Annotated in this window: 17 protein-coding genes and 1 pseudogene; 12 read left to right on the top strand and 6 right to left on the bottom strand. The window is 73.3% G+C overall.

Annotated features, from left to right (window positions below; all coding sequences use genetic code 11):
- The first annotated feature begins 8 nt into the window (after positions 1-8).
- The gene (locus F7Q99_RS06190) at positions 9-1,145 is read left to right on the top strand and encodes a glycosyltransferase family 4 protein (RefSeq protein WP_153460408.1); all 1,137 of its coding nucleotides are present in this window, start codon (positions 9-11) and stop codon (positions 1,143-1,145) included.
- Positions 1,146-1,208: 63 nt separating this feature from the next.
- Here F7Q99_RS06190 and F7Q99_RS06185 read toward each other — a convergent pair whose 3' ends face one another.
- Complete coding sequence (locus F7Q99_RS06185) at positions 1,209-3,002, bottom strand: AMP-dependent synthetase/ligase (RefSeq protein WP_153460407.1); 1,794 nt, start codon at positions 3,000-3,002, stop codon at positions 1,209-1,211.
- Between the two features lie 343 nt (positions 3,003-3,345).
- Between F7Q99_RS06185 and F7Q99_RS06180 the strand changes: the two genes are divergently transcribed.
- The 5 genes from F7Q99_RS06180 to F7Q99_RS06160 all read left to right on the top strand — a co-directional run bounded on the left by F7Q99_RS06180 (position 3,346) and on the right by F7Q99_RS06160 (position 7,539).
- Positions 3,346-3,783: an SRPBCC family protein gene (locus tag F7Q99_RS06180; RefSeq protein ID WP_153460406.1), complete on the top strand. Its 438-nt coding sequence runs from the start codon at positions 3,346-3,348 to the stop codon at positions 3,781-3,783.
- A 25-nt stretch (positions 3,784-3,808) separates the two neighbouring features.
- The gene (locus F7Q99_RS06175; protein WP_153460405.1) at positions 3,809-4,981 is read left to right on the top strand and encodes an ArsA family ATPase; all 1,173 of its coding nucleotides are present in this window, start codon (positions 3,809-3,811) and stop codon (positions 4,979-4,981) included.
- 74 nt (positions 4,982-5,055) lie between these two features.
- Entirely contained in the window at positions 5,056-5,466 is a 411-nt protein-coding gene (locus F7Q99_RS06170; RefSeq protein ID WP_153460404.1) for a DUF5304 family protein, read from the top strand.
- A 191-nt stretch (positions 5,467-5,657) separates the two neighbouring features.
- The gene (locus tag F7Q99_RS06165; protein WP_153460403.1) at positions 5,658-6,602 is read left to right on the top strand and encodes an ROK family glucokinase; all 945 of its coding nucleotides are present in this window, start codon (positions 5,658-5,660) and stop codon (positions 6,600-6,602) included.
- Between the two features lie 187 nt (positions 6,603-6,789).
- Complete coding sequence (locus F7Q99_RS06160) at positions 6,790-7,539, top strand: endonuclease/exonuclease/phosphatase family protein (protein WP_153460402.1); 750 nt, start codon at positions 6,790-6,792, stop codon at positions 7,537-7,539.
- A 17-nt stretch (positions 7,540-7,556) separates the two neighbouring features.
- Here the strand turns inward: F7Q99_RS06160 and F7Q99_RS06155 are convergent, their stop codons facing one another.
- Both F7Q99_RS06155 and F7Q99_RS06150 read right to left on the bottom strand, forming a co-directional pair.
- Positions 7,557-8,258, bottom strand: coding sequence for a hypothetical protein (locus tag F7Q99_RS06155; RefSeq protein ID WP_153460401.1), 702 nt, complete (start codon positions 8,256-8,258; stop codon positions 7,557-7,559).
- Positions 8,251-9,045, bottom strand: a complete 795-nt coding sequence (locus F7Q99_RS06150) for an alpha/beta hydrolase (protein WP_153460400.1) — start codon at positions 9,043-9,045, stop codon at positions 8,251-8,253. The genes F7Q99_RS06155 and F7Q99_RS06150 overlap by 8 nt, the downstream gene beginning before the upstream one ends.
- A gap of 247 nt (positions 9,046-9,292) precedes the next feature.
- Between F7Q99_RS06150 and F7Q99_RS06145 the strand changes: the two genes are divergently transcribed.
- The 3 genes from F7Q99_RS06145 to F7Q99_RS06135 are packed head-to-tail and all read left to right on the top strand — an operon-like array spanning position 9,293 to position 12,019.
- Complete coding sequence (locus tag F7Q99_RS06145; RefSeq protein WP_153465859.1) at positions 9,293-10,093, top strand: lysophospholipid acyltransferase family protein; 801 nt, start codon at positions 9,293-9,295, stop codon at positions 10,091-10,093.
- Between the two features lie 35 nt (positions 10,094-10,128).
- Positions 10,129-11,349, top strand: coding sequence for a MacS family sensor histidine kinase (gene macS, locus F7Q99_RS06140; protein ID WP_230210163.1), 1,221 nt, complete (start codon positions 10,129-10,131; stop codon positions 11,347-11,349).
- Positions 11,327-12,019 (top strand): response regulator, encoded by a 693-nt coding sequence (locus tag F7Q99_RS06135; RefSeq protein WP_153460399.1) that lies wholly within the window; start codon positions 11,327-11,329, stop codon positions 12,017-12,019. The genes macS and F7Q99_RS06135 overlap by 23 nt, the downstream gene beginning before the upstream one ends.
- Before the next feature lie 43 nt (positions 12,020-12,062).
- Here F7Q99_RS06135 and F7Q99_RS06130 read toward each other — a convergent pair whose 3' ends face one another.
- Positions 12,063-14,021 (bottom strand): anthranilate synthase family protein, encoded by a 1,959-nt coding sequence (locus F7Q99_RS06130; RefSeq protein WP_326846323.1) that lies wholly within the window; start codon positions 14,019-14,021, stop codon positions 12,063-12,065.
- Between the two features lie 292 nt (positions 14,022-14,313).
- On the opposite strand from F7Q99_RS06130, the gene F7Q99_RS06125 reads away from it, so the two are divergent.
- Both F7Q99_RS06125 and F7Q99_RS06120 read left to right on the top strand, forming a co-directional pair.
- Entirely contained in the window at positions 14,314-15,648 is a 1,335-nt protein-coding gene (locus F7Q99_RS06125; RefSeq protein ID WP_326846322.1) for a class II 3-deoxy-7-phosphoheptulonate synthase, read from the top strand.
- A gap of 209 nt (positions 15,649-15,857) precedes the next feature.
- Positions 15,858-16,136, top strand: coding sequence for a (2Fe-2S)-binding protein (locus F7Q99_RS06120; RefSeq protein WP_407697749.1), 279 nt, complete (start codon positions 15,858-15,860; stop codon positions 16,134-16,136).
- Positions 16,137-16,152: 16 nt separating this feature from the next.
- Here F7Q99_RS06120 and bfr read toward each other — a convergent pair whose 3' ends face one another.
- Positions 16,153-16,632, bottom strand: coding sequence for a bacterioferritin (gene bfr, locus F7Q99_RS06115; RefSeq protein WP_153460397.1), 480 nt, complete (start codon positions 16,630-16,632; stop codon positions 16,153-16,155).
- A 236-nt stretch (positions 16,633-16,868) separates the two neighbouring features.
- On the opposite strand from bfr, the gene F7Q99_RS06110 reads away from it, so the two are divergent.
- Positions 16,869-17,498: a sulfite oxidase-like oxidoreductase gene (locus F7Q99_RS06110; protein ID WP_153460396.1), complete on the top strand. Its 630-nt coding sequence runs from the start codon at positions 16,869-16,871 to the stop codon at positions 17,496-17,498.
- Positions 17,499-17,546: 48 nt separating this feature from the next.
- Here the strand turns inward: F7Q99_RS06110 and F7Q99_RS43595 are convergent.
- Positions 17,547-17,918: pseudogene (locus F7Q99_RS43595) on the bottom strand (PASTA domain-containing protein); the annotation flags it as partial.
- Positions 17,919-17,989: the final 71 nt, after the last annotated feature.

The following is a 17,989-nucleotide window of genomic DNA, read 5'->3' as shown; positions in this document are numbered from 1 at the left end:
GTGGCCTGATGCACAAGACCCTGATCGTCACCAACGACTTCCCGCCCCGCCCCGGCGGCATCCAGGCCTTCGTGCACAACATGGCCGTCCGTCAGCCCGCCGGGAGCATCGTGGTGTACGCCTCGACCTGGCGCGACGGCAGCGAGGTGGGCCGGTTCGACGCCGAGCAGCCGTTCCCGGTGATCCGCGACCGGACGAAGGTGATGGTTCCCACACCGCGGGTCACCCGGCGGGCCGCCGAGATCCTCCGGGCGGAGAAGTGCGACGCGGTCTGGTTCGGCGCCGCCGCGCCGCTCGGGCTGATGGCGCCCGCGCTGCGCCGGGCCGGGGCCGGGCGGCTGCTCGGCATGACCCACGGGCACGAGGCCGCCTGGGCCCAGCTGCCGGCCTCCCGGCAGCTGCTGCGCCGGATCGGCGCGGGCACCGACGTGCTGACGTACCTGGGCGAGTACACCCGCTCCCGGATCGCGGACGCCGTCGGGCCGGAGGCGGCGGCCCGGATGGTGCAGCTGCCGCCGGGCGTGGACGAGACGACGTTCAACCCGGGCTCCGGGGGCGGCGAGGTCCGGCGCCGGCTGGGGCTGGCGGACCGCCCGGTGGTGGTGTGCGTGTCCCGGCTGGTGCCGCGCAAGGGCCAGGACACCCTGATCGAGGCGATGCCGCAGATCCTCGCCGACGTCCCGGACGCGGTGCTGCTGATCGTCGGCGGCGGCCCCTACCGGGCGGACCTGGAGAAGCTGGCGGACGCCCGGGGCGTGCGCTCCGCGGTGCGCTTCACCGGCTCGGTGCCGTGGGAGGAGCTGCCCGCGCACTACGGCGCCGGGGACGTCTTCGCGATGCCCTGCCGGACCAGGCGCGGCGGGCTCGACGTCGAGGGCCTCGGCATCGTCTACCTGGAGGCCTCGGCGACCGGCCTGCCGGTCGTCGCTGGGGACTCCGGCGGCGCGCCGGACGCCGTCCTGGAGGGCGAGACCGGGTACGTGGTGCCGGGCGGCTCGGCCACGGCGGCGGCCGAGCGGATCGTCCGCCTGCTGCGCGACGAGGAGCTGCGGCGGCGGATGGGCGAGGCCGGGCGGCGCTGGGTGGAGCGCTCCTGGCGGTGGGACCTGCTGGCCGGGCGGCTGACGTCGCTGCTCGCCGCGTGACGCGCGCAAGCAGAAGCAGAAACAGAAGGGCCCGCCTCCCGGGGCGGGCCCTTCGTCGTGCGCTCAGCGCTGGTAGATCGCCTCGACGTCGGCGGCGAAGTCCTTCAGCACGACGTTGCGCTTCAGCTTGAGGGACGGCGTGAGATGGCCGCTCTCCTCGGAGAACTCGGTGTCCAGCAGGCGGAACTTCTTGACCGCCTCGGCGTGCGAGACGGCCGCGTTGCCGTCGTCCACCGCGGCCTGGAGCGCGGCCAGCAGGTCCGGGTCCTCGCACAGGTCGCTGACCGTCGCGGTGGCGGGCTTGCCGTTGAGCTCCTTCCACTTGGGGAAGAAGTCCGGGTCGACGGTGATCAGGCAGGCGACGAAGGGCTTGCGGTCGCCGACCACCATGACCTCGCCGACCAGCGCGTGCGCCCGGATCCGGTCCTCGATCACCGCCGGGGCGACGTTCTTGCCGCCCGCGGTGACGATGATCTCCTTCTTGCGGCCGGTGATGGTCAGGTAGCCCTCGGAGTCCAGCGAGCCGAGGTCGCCGGTGGCGATCCAGCCGTCCCTGAGGGTGTCGGCGGTGGCCTGCGGGTTGTTCCAGTAGCCGGTGAAGACCTGCGGGCCCTTGAAGAAGACCTCGCCGTCCTCGGCGATCCGGACGGCGGCGCCGGGCAGCGGCTGGCCGACCGTACCGATCTTCGGCTTGTCCCACGGGTTGAAGGCGGTGGCCGCGCAGGTCTCGGTCAGACCGTAGCCCTCCAGGACGGTGAAGCCGATGCCCCGGTAGAAGTGGCCCAGCCGCTCGCCCAGCGGGGCGCCGCCGGAGATGGCGTGGGTGGCCCGGCCGCCGAGGGCGGCGCGCAGCTTGCTGTAGACCAGCTTGTCGAAGATCGCATGCTTGATCCGCAGGCCCAGGCCAGCGCCGCCGGTGTCCATGGCCCGGCTGTAGGCGATCGCGGTGTCGGCGGCCCGGTCGAAGATCTTGCCCTTGCCGTCGGCCTGGGCCTTGGCGCGGGCGGTGTTGTAGACCTTCTCGAACACCCGGGGCACGCCAAGGATGAGGGTCGGCCTGAACGCGGCCAGCTCGGCGGTGACGTCCTTGATGTCGGAGACGTGGCCCAGCTTGATCGGGGCCATCGTCGGGGCGATCTCGGCGATCCGGCCGAGCACGTGCGCCAGCGGCAGGAACAGCAGGACGGAGCTCTCGCCGGTGCGGAACAGCGGGGTCAGCCGCTCCACGACGTTGCCGCACTCGGCGAGGAAGTTGCCGTGCGTCAGCTGACAGCCCTTCGGGCGGCCGGTGGTGCCCGAGGTGTAGACGATGGTGGCGACCGAGTCGGAGGTCGCGATCGAGCGGCGCTCGGCGACGGTGTCGTCCGCGACCTTCTCGCCGGCCTCGGCCAGCGCGGCGATCGCGCCGCCCTCGATCTGCCAGGTGTGCTTCAGCTCCGGCAGCCGGCCGCGCACCTCCTCGACCGCCTCGGCGTGCTGGTCGGTCTCGGTGAGCACGGCGACCGCCCCGGAGTCGCCGAGGATCCACTCGACCTGCTCGGCGGAGGAGGTCTCGTACACCGGCACGGTGATCGCGCCGGCCGTCCAGATCGCGAAGTCCAGCAGCGTCCACTCGTACCGGGTGCGGGACATGATGCCCACTCGGTCGCCGGGCCGGATGCCCGCGGCGATCAGGCCCTTCGCGGCGGCGTGCACCTCGACCTGGAACTGGGCGGCGGTCAGCTCCTGCCAGCGGCCGTCCACCTTCCGGCTGAGCACCGCGACGTCCGGGTGCCGCTCGGCGTTCTGGTGCACCAGGTCGGCGAGGTTGCCGCCGCTCGGTACCTGGTAGAGGGCCGGAAGGCTGAAGTCGAGCAAGACTGCTCCTCGTTCGCGACGCTGCGGGACGGCAGGACGTTACTGCCCGGTAGACGGCTTCGGCCAGAGGGGTCGGCTCCGGTGTTCGAAGTGTCACACCCGGACGGGTCCGGCCAGGCCCTGACCGGGTCGTTCGACTGGCACCCTACGGCAGGCCGGGGGTGACCGGCCGGTAGCATGCCCCGCCGCCCCGTGCCACCGGGCGCCCGCCGACCGCCGCCGGGTGCCCGTGCCGCCGAGGCGATCCCGGTCGCGATAGCCTGCTCCGGGCGCACCCGGGCGAGCACGCTCGACCGGAGCGGCAGGCAGACGGCAGGCAGAGGGACGAGGCGGAGGGCCATCCATGGCGGAGCACACCAGGTCGAGCATCACCATCGACGCGACCCCGGCCACGGTCATGGCCGTGATCGCCGACTTCGCCGCCTACCCGGCCTGGACCGGCGAGGTCAAGGAGATCGAGGTCGTGGAGACCGGCGAGGACGGCCGCGCGAGCCAGGTCCGTCTGCTCCTCGACGCCGGCGCCATCCGCGACGAGCACGTCCTCGCCTACACCTGGAACGGCGACCGCGAGGTGAGCTGGACCCTGGTGCGCAGCCAGATGCTCCGCTCGCTGGACGGCTCCTACACCCTCGCCCCGATCTCCGGCGGCGACCGCACCGAGGTGACGTACCAGCTCGCGGTGGACGTCAAGATCCCGATGCTGGGCATGATCAAGCGCAAGGCCGAGAAGGTCATCATCGACCGAGCCCTGGCCGGCCTGAAGAAGCGCGTCGAGGGCTGACACCGCGGAACGGGGGCCGGACGGCATGACGGCGACACGCACCATCCTGGTCAGCGGCGACACGGGCGCGCCCGCGGTGGCCGCCGCCACCGCCCTGCACGCCGCCCGGCGCGGGCACCGCACCTGGCTGCTCGCCGCGGACGACCCGCACCGGGCCCTGGACACCGTCCTCGACACCCGGCTGGAGCCCGAACCGGCCCGGTACGCACCCGGCCTGACCGTCTCCCGGATCGACGAGCAGGCCGCCTTCCGGCACGCCCTCGGCGAGATCGGCGGCCGGCTGGGGCCCGCCCTCGACCTGCTCGGCGCCGACCCGCTCGACCCCGAGGAACTGACCGCCCTCCCCGGCATCGCCCGGATCGCCCTGCTGCGCGCCCTGCCCGCCGCCGACCAGGACGTCCTGGTCGTGCTCGCCCCGCCGCCGGCCGAGCTGATCGCCACCCTCGCCCTGCCCGAGCAGCTGGAGCGCTACCTGGACCGGCTGGTCCCCGAGCAGCGGCAGGCCGCCCGGGCGCTGCGCCCGCTGCTGGCCGGCCTGGCGGGCGTGCCGATGCCCGCCGACTGGCTGTACGAGGGCCGGTCCAAGGCCGCCGCGCTGCTCGCCGAGTCCCGGTCCGCGATCACCGCGCCCGGCACCAGCGTCCGCCTGGTCGCGTCGGCCGACGGCCACCCGTACGAGGAGCTGCGCCGGATCCGCGCCGGGCTCGCCCTGCACGGGCACCGGCCGGACGCCGTCGTCGTGCACGGCGCCCTGCCGGACGCGGCGCTCGACTCGCCGGACCCGTGGCTGGCTGCCCTGGCCGGGCGCCGCCGCGACGAGCTGGCCGCGCTGACCGCTGCGACCGACGCCCCCGTCCTGGTCACCGGGCTCGCCGACGCGACCCTGGAGGCCGTCGCCGACCGCCTCTACGGTGACGGGCCCGGCCCGGAGCCGCTCGCCCCCGAGCCGTGGCGGGTCGAGGACCGGCTCGCGGAGGAAGGCCTGCTGGTCTGGCACCTCGCGCTGCCGGGCGCCGAGCGGGCCGACCTCGACCTGGTCCGGCGCGGCGACGAACTGGTCGTCGGCCTCGGCGCCCACCGCCGCGTGCTCACCCTGCCGTCCGCGCTGCGGCGCTGCACCGTCACGGGCGCGGGCCTGCACGACGGGGCGCTCGCGGTGCGGTTCGCGCCGGACCCGGCGCTCTGGCCTCGGGGCTGAGGCACTTCCCGGTCCCTCGGGTAGCGTCGGGGCCGGTGGCCGCGGGGTGCGGCCCCAGCAGAGGAGGCCCCGCGATGACCAGCACCGACCGGACCGAGCCCGCAGCTGAGCCCGCAGCCGAGCCGGCCGATGGCCCCGCCGCCGAGCCGGGCGGCCCGCAAGCCCACCCGTTCGGGCCGGAGCTGGGCCCGCTGGTCGACGAGGTGCGCCGGTTCGCCACCGTCGTCGGCCAGCGGGCCCAGGAGGCGAGCGCCGACACCCTGATCACCCTGGCCGGGCTGGCCGACCGGCTGCGCGAGCAGCAGCCCGAGGTCTACTCCCACCTCGCCGCCGCCGGCTCCGGACTCGCCTCGGCCGGTGCCGAGCTGCTGGCCGCCTACCGTGCCGCCGTCGTCGGCCACGAGCGCCGCTGGACCGCCGGCCCCGACGCCCCCGCCGAGCGGATCGACCTCGACACGCCTGACGAGCCGTCCGCCAAGCAGTGAATCCGTGACCGCTGAGCGGTGACTCGCCTTTCCCCGTGCGGGAAGAACCGGGAATATATGTACGACTTTTGAAGTGTCGCTGCCCGGTTCGTCCAGAATTGTCTTCGGTTAATGTATGCGAGGCTGTGTACGGGGGCCGGGTTGGGCGGTACCGTTCCGTCCAGCGGAACGAGTGAATAGCTGAGGGACACATGGCTCTGACCATCGGCGTCGATGTCGGCGGGACCAAGATCGCGGCAGGCGTGGTCGACGAGGCGGGCACGATCCTGGCCAGGACCAGGGTGCCCACCCCCGCTGACCCGCAGTGGGCCGTCGACGCCATCGCGCAGGCCGTGCGCGAACTCAGGGAGCAGCACCCCACCGTCACCGCGGTCGGCGTCGGCGCCCCCGGCTTCGTGGACCGCAATCGCTCCACCGTGATCTTCGCCCCCAACATCGCCTGGGAGAACGAGCCGCTGCGCGGCCGGATCGAGGAGCTCACCGGCCTGGACACCGTCGTCGAGAACGACGCCAACTGCGCCGCCTGGGCCGAGTTCCGCTTCGGCGCCGCCGCCGGCCACGAGGACATGGTCCTGATCACCGTCGGCACCGGCATCGGCGGCGGCATCGTCCTGGACGGCCGGCTGCACCGCGGCCGGTTCGGCGTGGCCGGCGAGATCGGCCACCTCAACATGGTCCCCGACGGCCTGCCCTGCGGCTGCGGCGGCAAGGGCTGCTGGGAGCAGTACGGCTCCGGGCGGTCGCTGCGCCGCTACGGCCGGGAGAAGGCCGCCGCCGACCCGGTGCGCGGCCAGCGGATGCTGGAGCTCAACGACGGCGTCGCCGAGACCATCCGCGGCATCCACATCACCCAGGCCGCCGAGGAGGGCGACCCGCTCGCCCTGGAGTGCTACGCCGAGCTGGCCGACTGGCTGGGCCGCGGCATGGCCGACCTCGCCGCACTCTTCGACCCGGGTGTCTTCGTCCTCGGCGGCGGCGTCTCCGACTCCGGCCGGCTGCTGCTCGACCCGGTCGCCAAGGCCTTCGAGCACTACCTGACCGGCGGCGGGCACCGCCCGCGTGCCGAGGTCGTGCTGGCCTCGATGGGCTCCGCCGCGGGCATCGTCGGCGCGGCCGACCTGGCCCGCACCGTCTGACGGCAGCCGCCGCTTCGCCTCCAGGGCCCTTCGGCTCAGGAGCAGCCCCTACGCCCGCCGGCGGCGGTGCGTCCGGACCCCGACCAACTCCGGACGCGCCGCCGCCGTCGCATTCCCCCGGCCCTGCCGTACGGTCGGTCGTACGGATCACGCACGGATCATGCACGGATCACGTACGGGGAGGACCATGACCACGGCACCGGTCGAACCGCTGCCCGGGCCGGGCCCGGGCCGGCTGCGTCTGCTCGGCTACAACGTCCGCTCGCTGCGCGACGACCGCGAGGCGCTGGTCCGGGTGATCCGGGCCTGTGCGCCCGACCTCGTCTGTATCCAGGAGTCGCCGCGCTACTGGCGGCCCGAGGGTCAGGCCGCCTGGCTGGCCCGGCGGACCGGGACGGCCGTCCTCGCCGGCGGCGGGCGGACGGCGGCCGGGCCGCTGCTGCTCGGCCGGCCAGGCGCCGTGGAGGTGCTCGGGGTGTACGACCGGCTGCTGCCCAAGGCCCGCGGCCTGCACGCCCGCGGCTTCGCCACCGCGCTGCTGCGACTGCCCGGCTCGGCGCCATTCACCGTCACCAGCTGCCACCTCAGCCTGGACGCCGACGAACGGTACGGCCAGTTCGAGTTGCTGCTCGACCAGCTGCGGATCGCCGAACTCGGCATCGTCGCAGGAGACTTCAACGAGCACCCGGACGGCCGCGGCTGGCGCCTGCTGGCCTCGCGGCTCCAGGACGGCCACTCCACCGCGCCCTGGGGCGGCGAGTTCACGTCCGTCCCGGAGCGCCCCTACCAGCGGATCGACGGGGTCTTCGCGACGCCCGGGATCACCGTGCTGGCCTGCGGAGTGCCGCACGGACTGCCCGGTGTCACCGAGGCCGACCTGCGGGCCGCGACCGACCACCTGCCGGTGCTCGCGGTGCTGGAGGTACCGGCGGCCTAGACCCGCCCTGGGCCGCCCTAGACCACGGCGCCGTGGTCCGGGTCCTCCGGCTCGTCCTCGTCGCGGTCCTTCATCCGGACCACCAGGGTGACGAAGCCGCCCAGGAAGGCGGTGAACCCGACCCAGGCCGGCCAGCCGGAGATCTCCTGCCACACCACCGCGTCGAACAGCAGCAGCGCCGGGCCGCCGAGCACCGCGATCCAGGCGAACTTGGCGGTCACGTCGACGTGCGGCAGCGGCGGGGGCTCCGGCGGGATGTAGTGGCCCTCGTCCGTCTCCTCGGCCAGCTCGAAGTCGCGCGGGCTCGCGCCGCCGGCCGGCAGCACCGGGCCGCCGGAGCGGGGGCGGGGCTGCGGGGCCAGGTCGGCGAGGTCGTCCGGCCCGCTCCGGTGGTCGGCGCCGTCCTTGAAGCCGCCCTTCAGCTCGCCGCGGGCCCGGAGGTTCTCGATCTCCGGCCAGTTCGGGTTGTTGAGGTCGACGGGGTCGTCGAACTGGGCGACCAGGGCGGCGAAGATCTCGTCCTGCTCGGCCTGGCTGCGCTCCGGCGCGCGCCGCGACCGGGGCTGCGCCGGGGCGGCGTCCCGCTCGGCGGCGCCGCCCGCCGCCGGACCGCCGCCGGCACCGTCCTTGGTCGCGTCGTCGGTCGTGCCGTCCTCGCGGGGTGCCTCGTCCCCGCCGCCCGCCGTGCTGCTCTCGTGCACTTCCGGCCCTTCAGCCATGGTGATCGTCGGATTCCACCCGGGTGACGCCCGCCGCGTGCGCGGGAGCCAGCCGTCGGATGAAGTCCAGACTGGCCGTGAATATTTCCGCCGCGTCGTGGTCCAGCGTCGCGACGTGGAAGCTGCGCTCGCACAGCCGCTCCGTCACGTCGGTCGAGGATATCCGCGCCAGTACCAGTTCCGAGTTGGCCGGCGAGACGACGTGGTCCTGCGGGCTGTGGAACAGCAGCACCGGCTGCGTCACCTCCGGCAGCCTCTGCTGGACCTCCCGCCACAGCCGGCCCAGCGACCAGGCGGCGTTCAGCGGTGTCCGGTCGTAGCCGCCCTCCGTCACCCCGGGCAGGGCGATGTCGTCGGCGATCCCGCGCAGGCTCGGGACGAGGTGCCGCAGCACCGGAAGGAGCACACTCGCGGGGTTGTCCGAGCGCACCGACGGGTTGACCAGCACCAGCCCGGACACCGTCGGGCCGTGCAGCGCCGCCAGCCGCAGCGCCAGCGCGCCGCCCATCGACAGCGCGCAGACGAAGACCTGCTCGCACTCCTCGGCCAGCGCCAGCAGCTCGCGTTCGACCTCCGCGTACCAGTCCTCCCACCGGGTGACCTGCATGTCCTGCCAACGGGTGCCGTGCCCGGGCAGCAGCGGCAGCGAGACGGTGAACCCGGCCGCCGCCAGTTCCTCCGCCCACGGGCGCATCGACTGCGGCGACCCGGTGAAGCCGTGACACAGCAGCACCCCCACCGGTCCGCCGCGGTGGTGGAACGGCTCGGCACCGGGCAGCAACGGCATGGCGGGCTCCTTCGCGGGCGGGCGACGCTGGGGGAGAGGACGCTGGAACGAGGGGCTGCGGTGTTCGACGAGAGGCTGCGAATTCGCATCGTCCCACGCATCCCGCCGGGTCGTACACCCCTGGTCGGATCCCCGGTCACCGCCCCGGGTGGCGGCCCATCGAGCGGGGCGGGGCGCGGGCGGCGCCCACGGGGCATTAGGATCGTGCGGTCCGCATAACAGGAGGCCCGGGTTGTTCTACCGACTGATGAAGTTGATCGTCGCGCCACTGCTTCGGATCTTCTTCCGGCCGTGGATCGAGGGTGAGGAGAACATCCCCACCGAGGGTGCGGCGATCATCGCGAGCAACCACCTGTCCTTCTCGGACTCCTTCTTCTTCCCCGCGCTGATCAAGCGCCGGGTGACCTTCATCGCGAAGGCCGAGTACTTCAACACCCCGGGCGTCAAGGGCCGGCTGACCGCCGCGTTCTTCAAGGGCGTCGGCCAGCTGCCGGTGGACCGCTCGGGCGTGCGCGGCGCCGGCGAGGCGGCGATCCGCAGCGCGATCGCGGTGCTGGAGCGCGGCGAGCTGTTCGGCGTGTACCCCGAGGGCACCCGCTCGCCCGACGGCAAGCTGTACCGCGGCAAGGTCGGCGGCCTGGCCCGCGTCGCGCTGGCCACCGGCGCGCCGGTGATCCCGGTCGCGATGATCGACACCGAGAAGGTGCAGCCCCCCGGCCAGGTCGTCCCCAACTTCGGCATCCGCCCCGGCATCCGGATCGGCCGCCCGCTGGACTTCTCCCGCTACCACGGCATGGAGAACGACCGCTTCATCCTCCGTTCGGTGACGGACGAGGTGATGTACGAGATCATGCGGCTCTCCGGCCAGGAGTACGTCGACATCTACGCGACCGCCGCCAAGCGGCAGATCGCCGAGGACAAGAAGCGCGCCGACGCCGAGCGCAAGGCCGCCGCCAAGGCCGAGAAGGCCGAAGCGGAGAAGGCGGAGGCCGAGAAGGCCGAGGCCGACAAGGCGGCCGAGGACCAGAAGGAGACCGGGTCGGCCTGACGGACCACCCGGGCGCCCAGGGGAGGGGCAGGCGGATGACGGACGGCGGCAGAACCGGCGCGGTCGGCGGCACGGTCGCGGCGGGCGGCATGTCCGTCGAACTCCCGCTCTGGCGGGCCATCTCCTACTTCCGGGTGCTGGCCCTGTGCTACGCCCTGCTGCGCTTCTTCAACTCCTACCTGCACTTCCTGCACCCCGTCGCCGGCTGGATCTACCTCGGCGCGCTCACCCTCTGGACCCTCGCCAGCACCCGCGCCTTCGCCGGCCCGCAGCGCTGCACCTGGTTCGTGCTCGGCACCGACCTCACCCTCGCCGTCACAGGCATCGTGATGAGCGGACTGACCGACGACCCGGTCCGGATCAACCACGGCGCGGCCACCCTGCCGACCATCTGGGCCGCCGGCACGGTGCTCGGCTTCGCCGGCAAGGGCGGCTGGCGCTGGGCGGCGGCCGCCGGCTCGGTCATCGGCGTGGCCAACATCCTCGGCCACGGCGGCCCCACCGCCGACAACATCCACAACATCGTGCTGCTGATGGTGGCCGGCTGCGCCATCGGCTACGTCATCGAACTCGCCCGCGCCAGCGAGGCCACGCTCACCCGGGCCCTCCAGGTCGAGGCCGCCACCCGGGAGCGCGAACGGCTCTCCCGGGACATCCACGATGGCGTCCTCCAGGTGCTCGCCCTCGTCCAGCGCCGCGGCGCCGAGCACGCCGAACACACCGGTGGCGGCGCCGACTTCGCCGAACTCGGCCGCCTCGCCGGCGAACAGGAGCGCGCGCTGCGGGCGTTGATGACCGGCGGCCCGCTCCCGGCCCAGCGAGCGCCGCAGGCCGTCGAGGAGCCGCCCGACCTCACCGCGCTGCTGCGCCCGTACGCGGACGACCGGATCACCCTCTCCGCCCCCGGCACACCGGTCGTGCTGCCCGCGCACGCCGCCGCCGAACTGGCCGCCGCCGTCGGCGCCGCCGTCGACAACGTCCGCAAGCACGCCGGGGAGCGGGCCCGTGCCTGGATCCTGGTCGAGGACGAGCCGGAGGCCGTCACGGTCAGCATCCGCGACGACGGCCCCGGCTTCGCCCCCGGCCGGCTCGGCGAGGCGGAGCAGGCGGGGCGGCTGGGCGTCTCCCAGTCGATCCGAGGCCGGCTGCTGGACCTCGGCGGCACCGCCGAGCTGTACTCGGCGCCCGGGCAGGGCGTCGAGGTCGAACTCCGCGTCCCCAGGAAGGGCTCTGATGACCGACCAGCCGACGACTGACCCGGCGGCCGAACGGCCGGTACGGGTGATGGTCGTGGACGACCACCCGATGTGGCGCGACGCCGTCTCGCGCGACCTCGCCGAGGCCGGGCTGGACGTGGTGGCCACGGCAGGCGACGGCGAGGAGGCCGTCCGCCGGGCCCGCGCCTGCTCGCCGCAGGTGGTCGTCCTCGATCTCAACCTGCCCGGCCTGCCCGGCGCCGAGGTGTGCCGCCAGGTCGTCGCACACGACCCGTCGGCGCGGGTGCTCGTGCTGTCTGCGAGCGGCGAGCACCAGGACGTGCTGGAGGCGGTGAAGTCCGGCGCGACCGGCTACCTGGTCAAGTCGGCCGGGCGGGAGGAGCTGCTGGACGCGGTGCGGCGCACGGCCGTCGGCGACGCCGTCTTCACGCCGGGCCTGGCCGGCCTGGTGCTGGGCGAGTTCCGCCGCCTGGCCGCCGAACCGGCCCCGGCCTCCGCGCCGGCCGTCCCCCAGCTGACGGCCCGCGAGACGGAGGTGCTGCGCCTGGTGGCGAAGGGCCTGTCCTACCGCCAGATCGCCGACCGCCTGGTGCTGTCGCACCGGACGGTGCAGAACCACGTGCAGAACACCCTGGGCAAGCTGCAGCTGCACAACCGCGTGGAGCTGGTGCGGTACGCGATCGAGCAGGGGCTGGACGACGAGATCTGACGGGCCCGGGCGGGCACACCGCCCGGGCCCGCCTCGCCCGTCCTCAGCGGCGGACGGCCGTCGCCTCGCGCAGCAGCCCGGCCACGATGTCGACGCCCTCGCGGGTCAGCACCGACTCGGGGTGGAACTGGAGGCCGGCGAAGCCGGGGCCGCGCAGGGCGTGCACGTCGCCGGTGAGGGCGTCCCGGGCGACCTCGACGCCCTCGGCGGCGAGCCGGGCGGCGTCGGCGTCCGAGCAGCGCGCGGTGAACGTGTTGTAGAAGCCGACCGTGTGCTTGGTGCCGAACAGGTCGACGGTCTCCTGTGCGCCCTGGTACGGGACGGCCTTGCGCCCGAGCGCGAGCCCGAGTTCGGCGGCGAGCAGCTGGTGGCTGAGGCAGACCGCGAGCAGCGGCGCCGTGCGGGTGCCGGAGCGGGCGGCGGCCAGCGCGTCCGCGACGATCGGTCGGAGGACGGCCATCTTGGGGTCGTCGGCGAGCGCCGGGTCGCCCGGCCCGGGCCCGAGCACCAGCGGCCCGTCGTGCGCGGTGACCAGCGCGCGCAGGCCGGGCTCGTCGTAGCGGACGACGGAGACCTGGTGGCCGAGCGAGCCGAGCAGGTGGGCGAGCATCGCGGTGAAGGTGTCCTCGCCGTCGACCACCAGGGTCGGCGCGGGCTCGGTGACCGCGGCCGGCGCCTGCATCCGCAGCCAGAACGGCGCGAGTCCGGTCCGCCGGGCGTCGAGCGCGGCCTGGACCCGGTGGTCGTCGGCGAGCCGGGGGCCGCTCCCGCCGGGCAGCCGGGTGGGCGCGGTCCGGGCGCCGATCGCGGCGAGCACCCCGGCGGCCTTGGCGTGGGTCTCGGCGACCTCGGAGTCCGGGTCGGAGTGGCGGACGAGGGTGGCGCCGACCCGGACGACGAGGCGGCCGGTGGCCGGGTCGATGTCGGCGGTGCGGATGCAGATGGGGGAGTCGAGCAGCTGCCCCCCGCTGGCGGAGCGGCCGATCAGGGCGAGCGCGCCGGAGTAGTAGCCGCGCCCGCCGGGCTCGTACCGCTTGATGACACGGGTGGCGTTCTGGACCGGGCTGCCGGTGACGGTCGCGGCGAACATCGTCTCGCGGAGCACCTCGCGGACGTCGAGCGAGGTCCGCCCGCGCAGTTCGTACTCGGTGTGGGCGAGGTGGGCCATCTCCTTGAGCCGGGGGCCGAGCACCTGGCCGCCGAGGTCGCCGACGGTGCACATCATCTTCAGCTCTTCGTCGACGACCATCGTGAGCTCTTCCGACTCCTTGGGGTCGTGCAGGAACTGGAGCAGCGAGTCGATGTCGGAGCCGCCCGCCGGATAGCGGTAGGTGCCGGAGATCGGGTTCATGACGACGGTGCCGCCGCTCTGCCGCACGTGCACCTCGGGGGAGGCGCCGACCAGCACGCGGTCCCCGGTGTGCACCAGGAACGTCCAGTACGCGCCGCGCTCCTGGTCGAGCAGCCGCCGGAAGAGGGTGAGGGCGAGCTCGGGCGAACAGTGTCCGCCGCCGGCTCCGCCGGGGGCGTCCAGGGTGGCGCTGAAGTCGCGCCGGATCACGAAGTTGGCGCCCTCGCCGTTGCCGATCTCGTCCTCGATCACCCGGCGGACGATGTCGGCGTACCGCCGGTCGTCGACGTCGAATCCGCTGCCGGACAGCGAGACCGGCAACTGCGGTAGTGCGGCGGCGAATTCGGCCAGCGGCAGGGCGTACTGCTCGGTCACCGCGAGGGCCCGCAGCGGGGTGCCGTCGTCGTGCGCCTCGAAGCCGCGCTCGCGGATCTGCCGGTACGGCACGAGCGCGAGCAGGTCGTGGACGGGGCCGCCGGCGGGGACGCCGGAGCGGACCGGCAGGTCGGCGAGGTGCTCGTAGTCGTCGACGGTGCCGAGCAGCACCTCGACGGTGTCCGGGGCGAGCCGGGGGGTGCGGCGGTGCAGCAGCGCGAAGGCGGGGGCGTCGGGGCCGGTGAGGCGGGCGAGCAGGTCGGCAGGGGTGGTCACGGGGCGGCTTCCTTCCGGGTGGACTGGGCGGGGGTGGTGCTGGTTCCGCTCCGGGAGGGCCGTCCGCTTCTACGCCGACGGCCGCCCCGAGGGGCGGCCGTCGTGTTCGTCTAGGAACGCGCGATCGGTGGGCCACCCTTGGGGGAGGCCCACCACCAGGACCGGGTGTGGGGCGCGTGCATGGGGCGAGCGTATCGGAGCGGGCGAGGCCGATCACTCCTTTGTCCGAGATGTGTCTCACCCATCGAGCATTGGTCACGAATCGCCGGTGCCACCCCGTAGCCTTGGCCGTGTGACCGTGACGAATCTCCACTCCTGGCAGTCCCTGCCCGCGGCGCAGCAGCCTGAATGGCCGGACCAAGAGGCTCTGCGCAAGACCCTTGCCGAGCTTGCCTCCTATCCGCCGCTCGTCTTCGCCGGCGAGTGCGATCAGCTGCGCGCCCGGCTCGCTGCCGTGGCGCGTGGGGAGGCGTTCCTCCTCCAGGGCGGTGACTGTGCCGAGGCCTTCGACGGCGTCTCGGCGGAGCACATCCGCAACAAGCTGAAGACCCTGCTCCAGATGGCCGCCGTACTGACGTACGCGGCCTCGGTGCCGGTCGTGAAGGTGGGCCGGATCGCCGGCCAGTACTCGAAGCCGCGTTCCAAGTCGACCGAGACCCGCGACGGCGTGACGCTGCCGGTCTACCGCGGCGACTCGGTGAACGGCTTCGACTTCACCCCCGAGTCCCGCATCCCGGACCCGGAGCGCCTGAAGCGGATGTACAACGCGTCCGCCGCGACGCTGAACCTGGTGCGCGCCTTCACCACCGGTGGGTACGCGGACCTGCGCCAGGTGCACGCCTGGAACCAGGACTTCGTCCGCAACTCGCCGGCCGGCCAGCGCTACGAGCAGCTCGCCCGGGAGATCGACAACGCCCTGGCGTTCATGAACGCCTGTGGCGTGGCCCCGGAGGAGTTCCGGACCGTCGAGTTCTACTCCTCGCACGAGGCGCTGGTCCTCGACTACGAGACCGCGCTGACCCGCGTGGACTCGCGCACCGGGGAGCTGTACGACGTCTCCGGCCACATGGTGTGGATCGGTGAGCGCACCCGGCAGCTGGACCACGCGCACATCGAGTTCGCCTCCCGGATCCGCAACCCGATCGGGGTCAAGCTCGGCCCGACCACCACGGTCGACGAGGCGCTGACCCTGATCGAGCGGCTGGACCCGGACCGCGAGCCCGGCCGCCTCACCTTCATCACCCGGATGGGCGCGGGCAAGATCCGCGACCACCTGCCGGCCCTGGTGGAGAAGGTCACCGCCTCCGGCGCCCAGCCGGTGTGGATCTGCGACCCGATGCACGGCAACACCTTCGAGGCCTCCAGCGGCCACAAGACCCGCCGCTTCGACGACGTGCTCGACGAGGTCAAGGGCTTCTTCGAGGTGCACCGCGCCCTCGGCACCCACCCGGGCGGCATCCACGTGGAGCTGACCGGCGACGACGTCACCGAGTGCGTCGGCGGCGGCGACGAGGTGCTGGTCGACGACCTGCACCAGCGCTACGAGACCGCCTGCGACCCGCGCCTCAACCGCAGCCAGTCGCTGGACCTGGCGTTCCTGGTGGCGGAGATGTACCGCGGCCAGTAGAGCCCGACCTGCGTCGATGCGGCGCCGGACGTGACCGCCAGATGTGACGAAAGCCCCTCCGGATTCGGGATCCCCGAGCCCGGAGGGGCTTTGTCATCCCCGGATCGCCAGGTAAGGTGAGGCTCAGTGAACTAAGGCAAGCCTTAGTCAAGATCGTTCCGCCAGGCGGCGGCCGCACCACCCCGGGAGAGACCGCGATGTACGTGTGCATGTGTCATGCGGTCACCGAGGACCAGGTGAAGAAGGCGATCGACGCGGGTGCCAACACCCCGCGGCAGATCGCCAAGGGCTGCAGGGCCGGCACCGACTGCGGGTCCTGCGTCCGCCGGATCCAGGCGCTGCTCGGCGAGCACGGCGCCCGGCCCTGCCCGACCGCCCGGCTGGCCGCCAAGCTCGGCCTGGCGGACCCGGAGGACCCCGCCCCGGCCCCGTCGGTCCCGGCCGCCCCGGCGAGCCCTGCCCCGTTCGTCCCGCTGCGCGCGGCCTGACCGCCCGCGCGGGGGCTCAGGACTCCGGCTGCTCGATCAGCTGGGCGAGGTAGAGCGCCTCGCCGAGCTTCTCCAGGAGCTCCAGCTGGGTGTCGAGGTAGTCGATGTGGTGCTCCTCGTCGGCGAGGATGTCCTCGAAGATGTTCGCCGAGGTGACGTCGTTCTTGGCGCGCATCACCACGATCCCGCGCTTGAGCCGGTCGATCGCCTCGACCTCGATCTGGCGGTCCGCCTCGAACATCTCCTTGACCGACTGCCCGATCCGGACGTGGAACAGCCGCTGGTAGTTGGGCAGCCCGTCCAGGAAGAGGATCCGGTCGGTGAGCACCTCGGCGTGCTTCATCTCGTCGAAGGACTCGTGCCGGGTGTACGCGGCGAGCTTCGTCCAGCCGAAGTTCTCCTGCATCTTGGCGTGGAGGAAGTACTGGTTGATCGCGGTCAGCTCGGCGGTGAGCTGTTCGTTGAGGAACTCGATGACCTCTGGATCGCCCTGCATGGCGCTGCCTCCCTGCGCTCTGTCCTGCTGTGAGTCCTGGTCCTGCGGTGAGTCCTACGTTCGGCATCCTGGCACCGCGATGGGAAGAAATTCCAGTAAGTCCACACTCACCGGGGCTTGTGGCGGAATATCCGATTCGAGTGGATACGGGGTGCCGGTTGGCCCGTACGGGCGGGCGTGCGTTCGTGCGAAGGGGCGCGCGCCGGGGCCTGACCGCCGTCTGTCACCATGGAGCCATGGGTCAGTCCGAACAAGAACCGCTTCCGCCGTCTGACCCGAGGCTCCCCCCGGGGCAGCGCGCCCAGCGAGGCTGGCCCGCGCTGCACTACGGGCCCGTCCCCCGCTTCAAGCCGCTGACCTGGGAACTCCAGGTGTTCGGCGCGACCGCCTCGGCGGAGAAGCACAGCTGGGACTTCGCCGCCTTCAACGCCCTGCCCCGCACCACCGTGCGCGCGGACCTGCACTGCGTCACGAAGTTCTCGATGCTCGGCAACGAGTGGACTGGCGTGCCGGCCGCCGCCGTCCTCGACCTGGTGCCCCCGGCGCCCGGCGTCACCCACGTCATGGTCTGGGCCGAGTACGGCTACAGCGCCAACCTCCGGCTGGCCGACTTCGCCGACCCGCGCACGATCTTCGCCACCCACCGCAACGGCGAGCCGCTGACCGTCGAACACGGCTTCCCGGTGCGGCTGATCGTCCCGCAGCTTTACGCCTGGAAGGGCCCTAAGTGGGTGCGCGCGGTCGAGTACATGCGGGCCGACCGCCGCGGCTTCTGGGAGGAGCGCGGCTACCACAACCTCGCGGACCCGTGGCGCGAGCAGCGCTACTCCTACCAGGAGGAGCCGGGCGACGGCCCGCTGCGCTGACCCTGCCGGCGGTCCCCTCAGAAACCCTCAGGACCTTCTCGGGACCCCTCAGAACCAGGGGAAGCTGACCGTCACCACGGTGCGCTGCGGGCGGCGCTCGCCGGCCGCGGGGGACTGGCCGGTCGCCCTGCCGCTGCCGAACAGGTTCACCCCGCTCGTCTGCATCGTGAACCCGGCCGCCGCCAGCGCCTTCTCCGCGGCGTCCTTGGTCATCCCGGTGACGTCCGGGACCGGCACCATGCCCTTGCTGACCACCAGCGAGACCGGGGTGTTCTCCGGCACCTGCTGGCCGGCGGCCGGCGAGCTGCTGATCACCGCGCCCTCCGGAACGGTGTCGTTGAACGTCTCGGTCACCGAGCCCTTGGCCAGCTGCACGCCGGTCAGCGCGGCGGCGGCCTGGTCGGAGGGCTTGCCCGCGACGTCCGGCACGGCGATCCGCTTCGGGCCCTTGGAGACGGTCACCGTCACGGTGTCGCTCTTACGGGCCTTGG

Origin of the sequence: Streptomyces kaniharaensis, assembly GCF_009569385.1 — a bacterium.
Classification (GTDB): Bacteria; Actinomycetota; Actinomycetes; order Streptomycetales; family Streptomycetaceae; genus Kitasatospora; species Kitasatospora kaniharaensis.
Note: the sequence above shows the minus strand (reverse complement) of the source record. Positions and strands in the feature narration are given on the sequence as shown.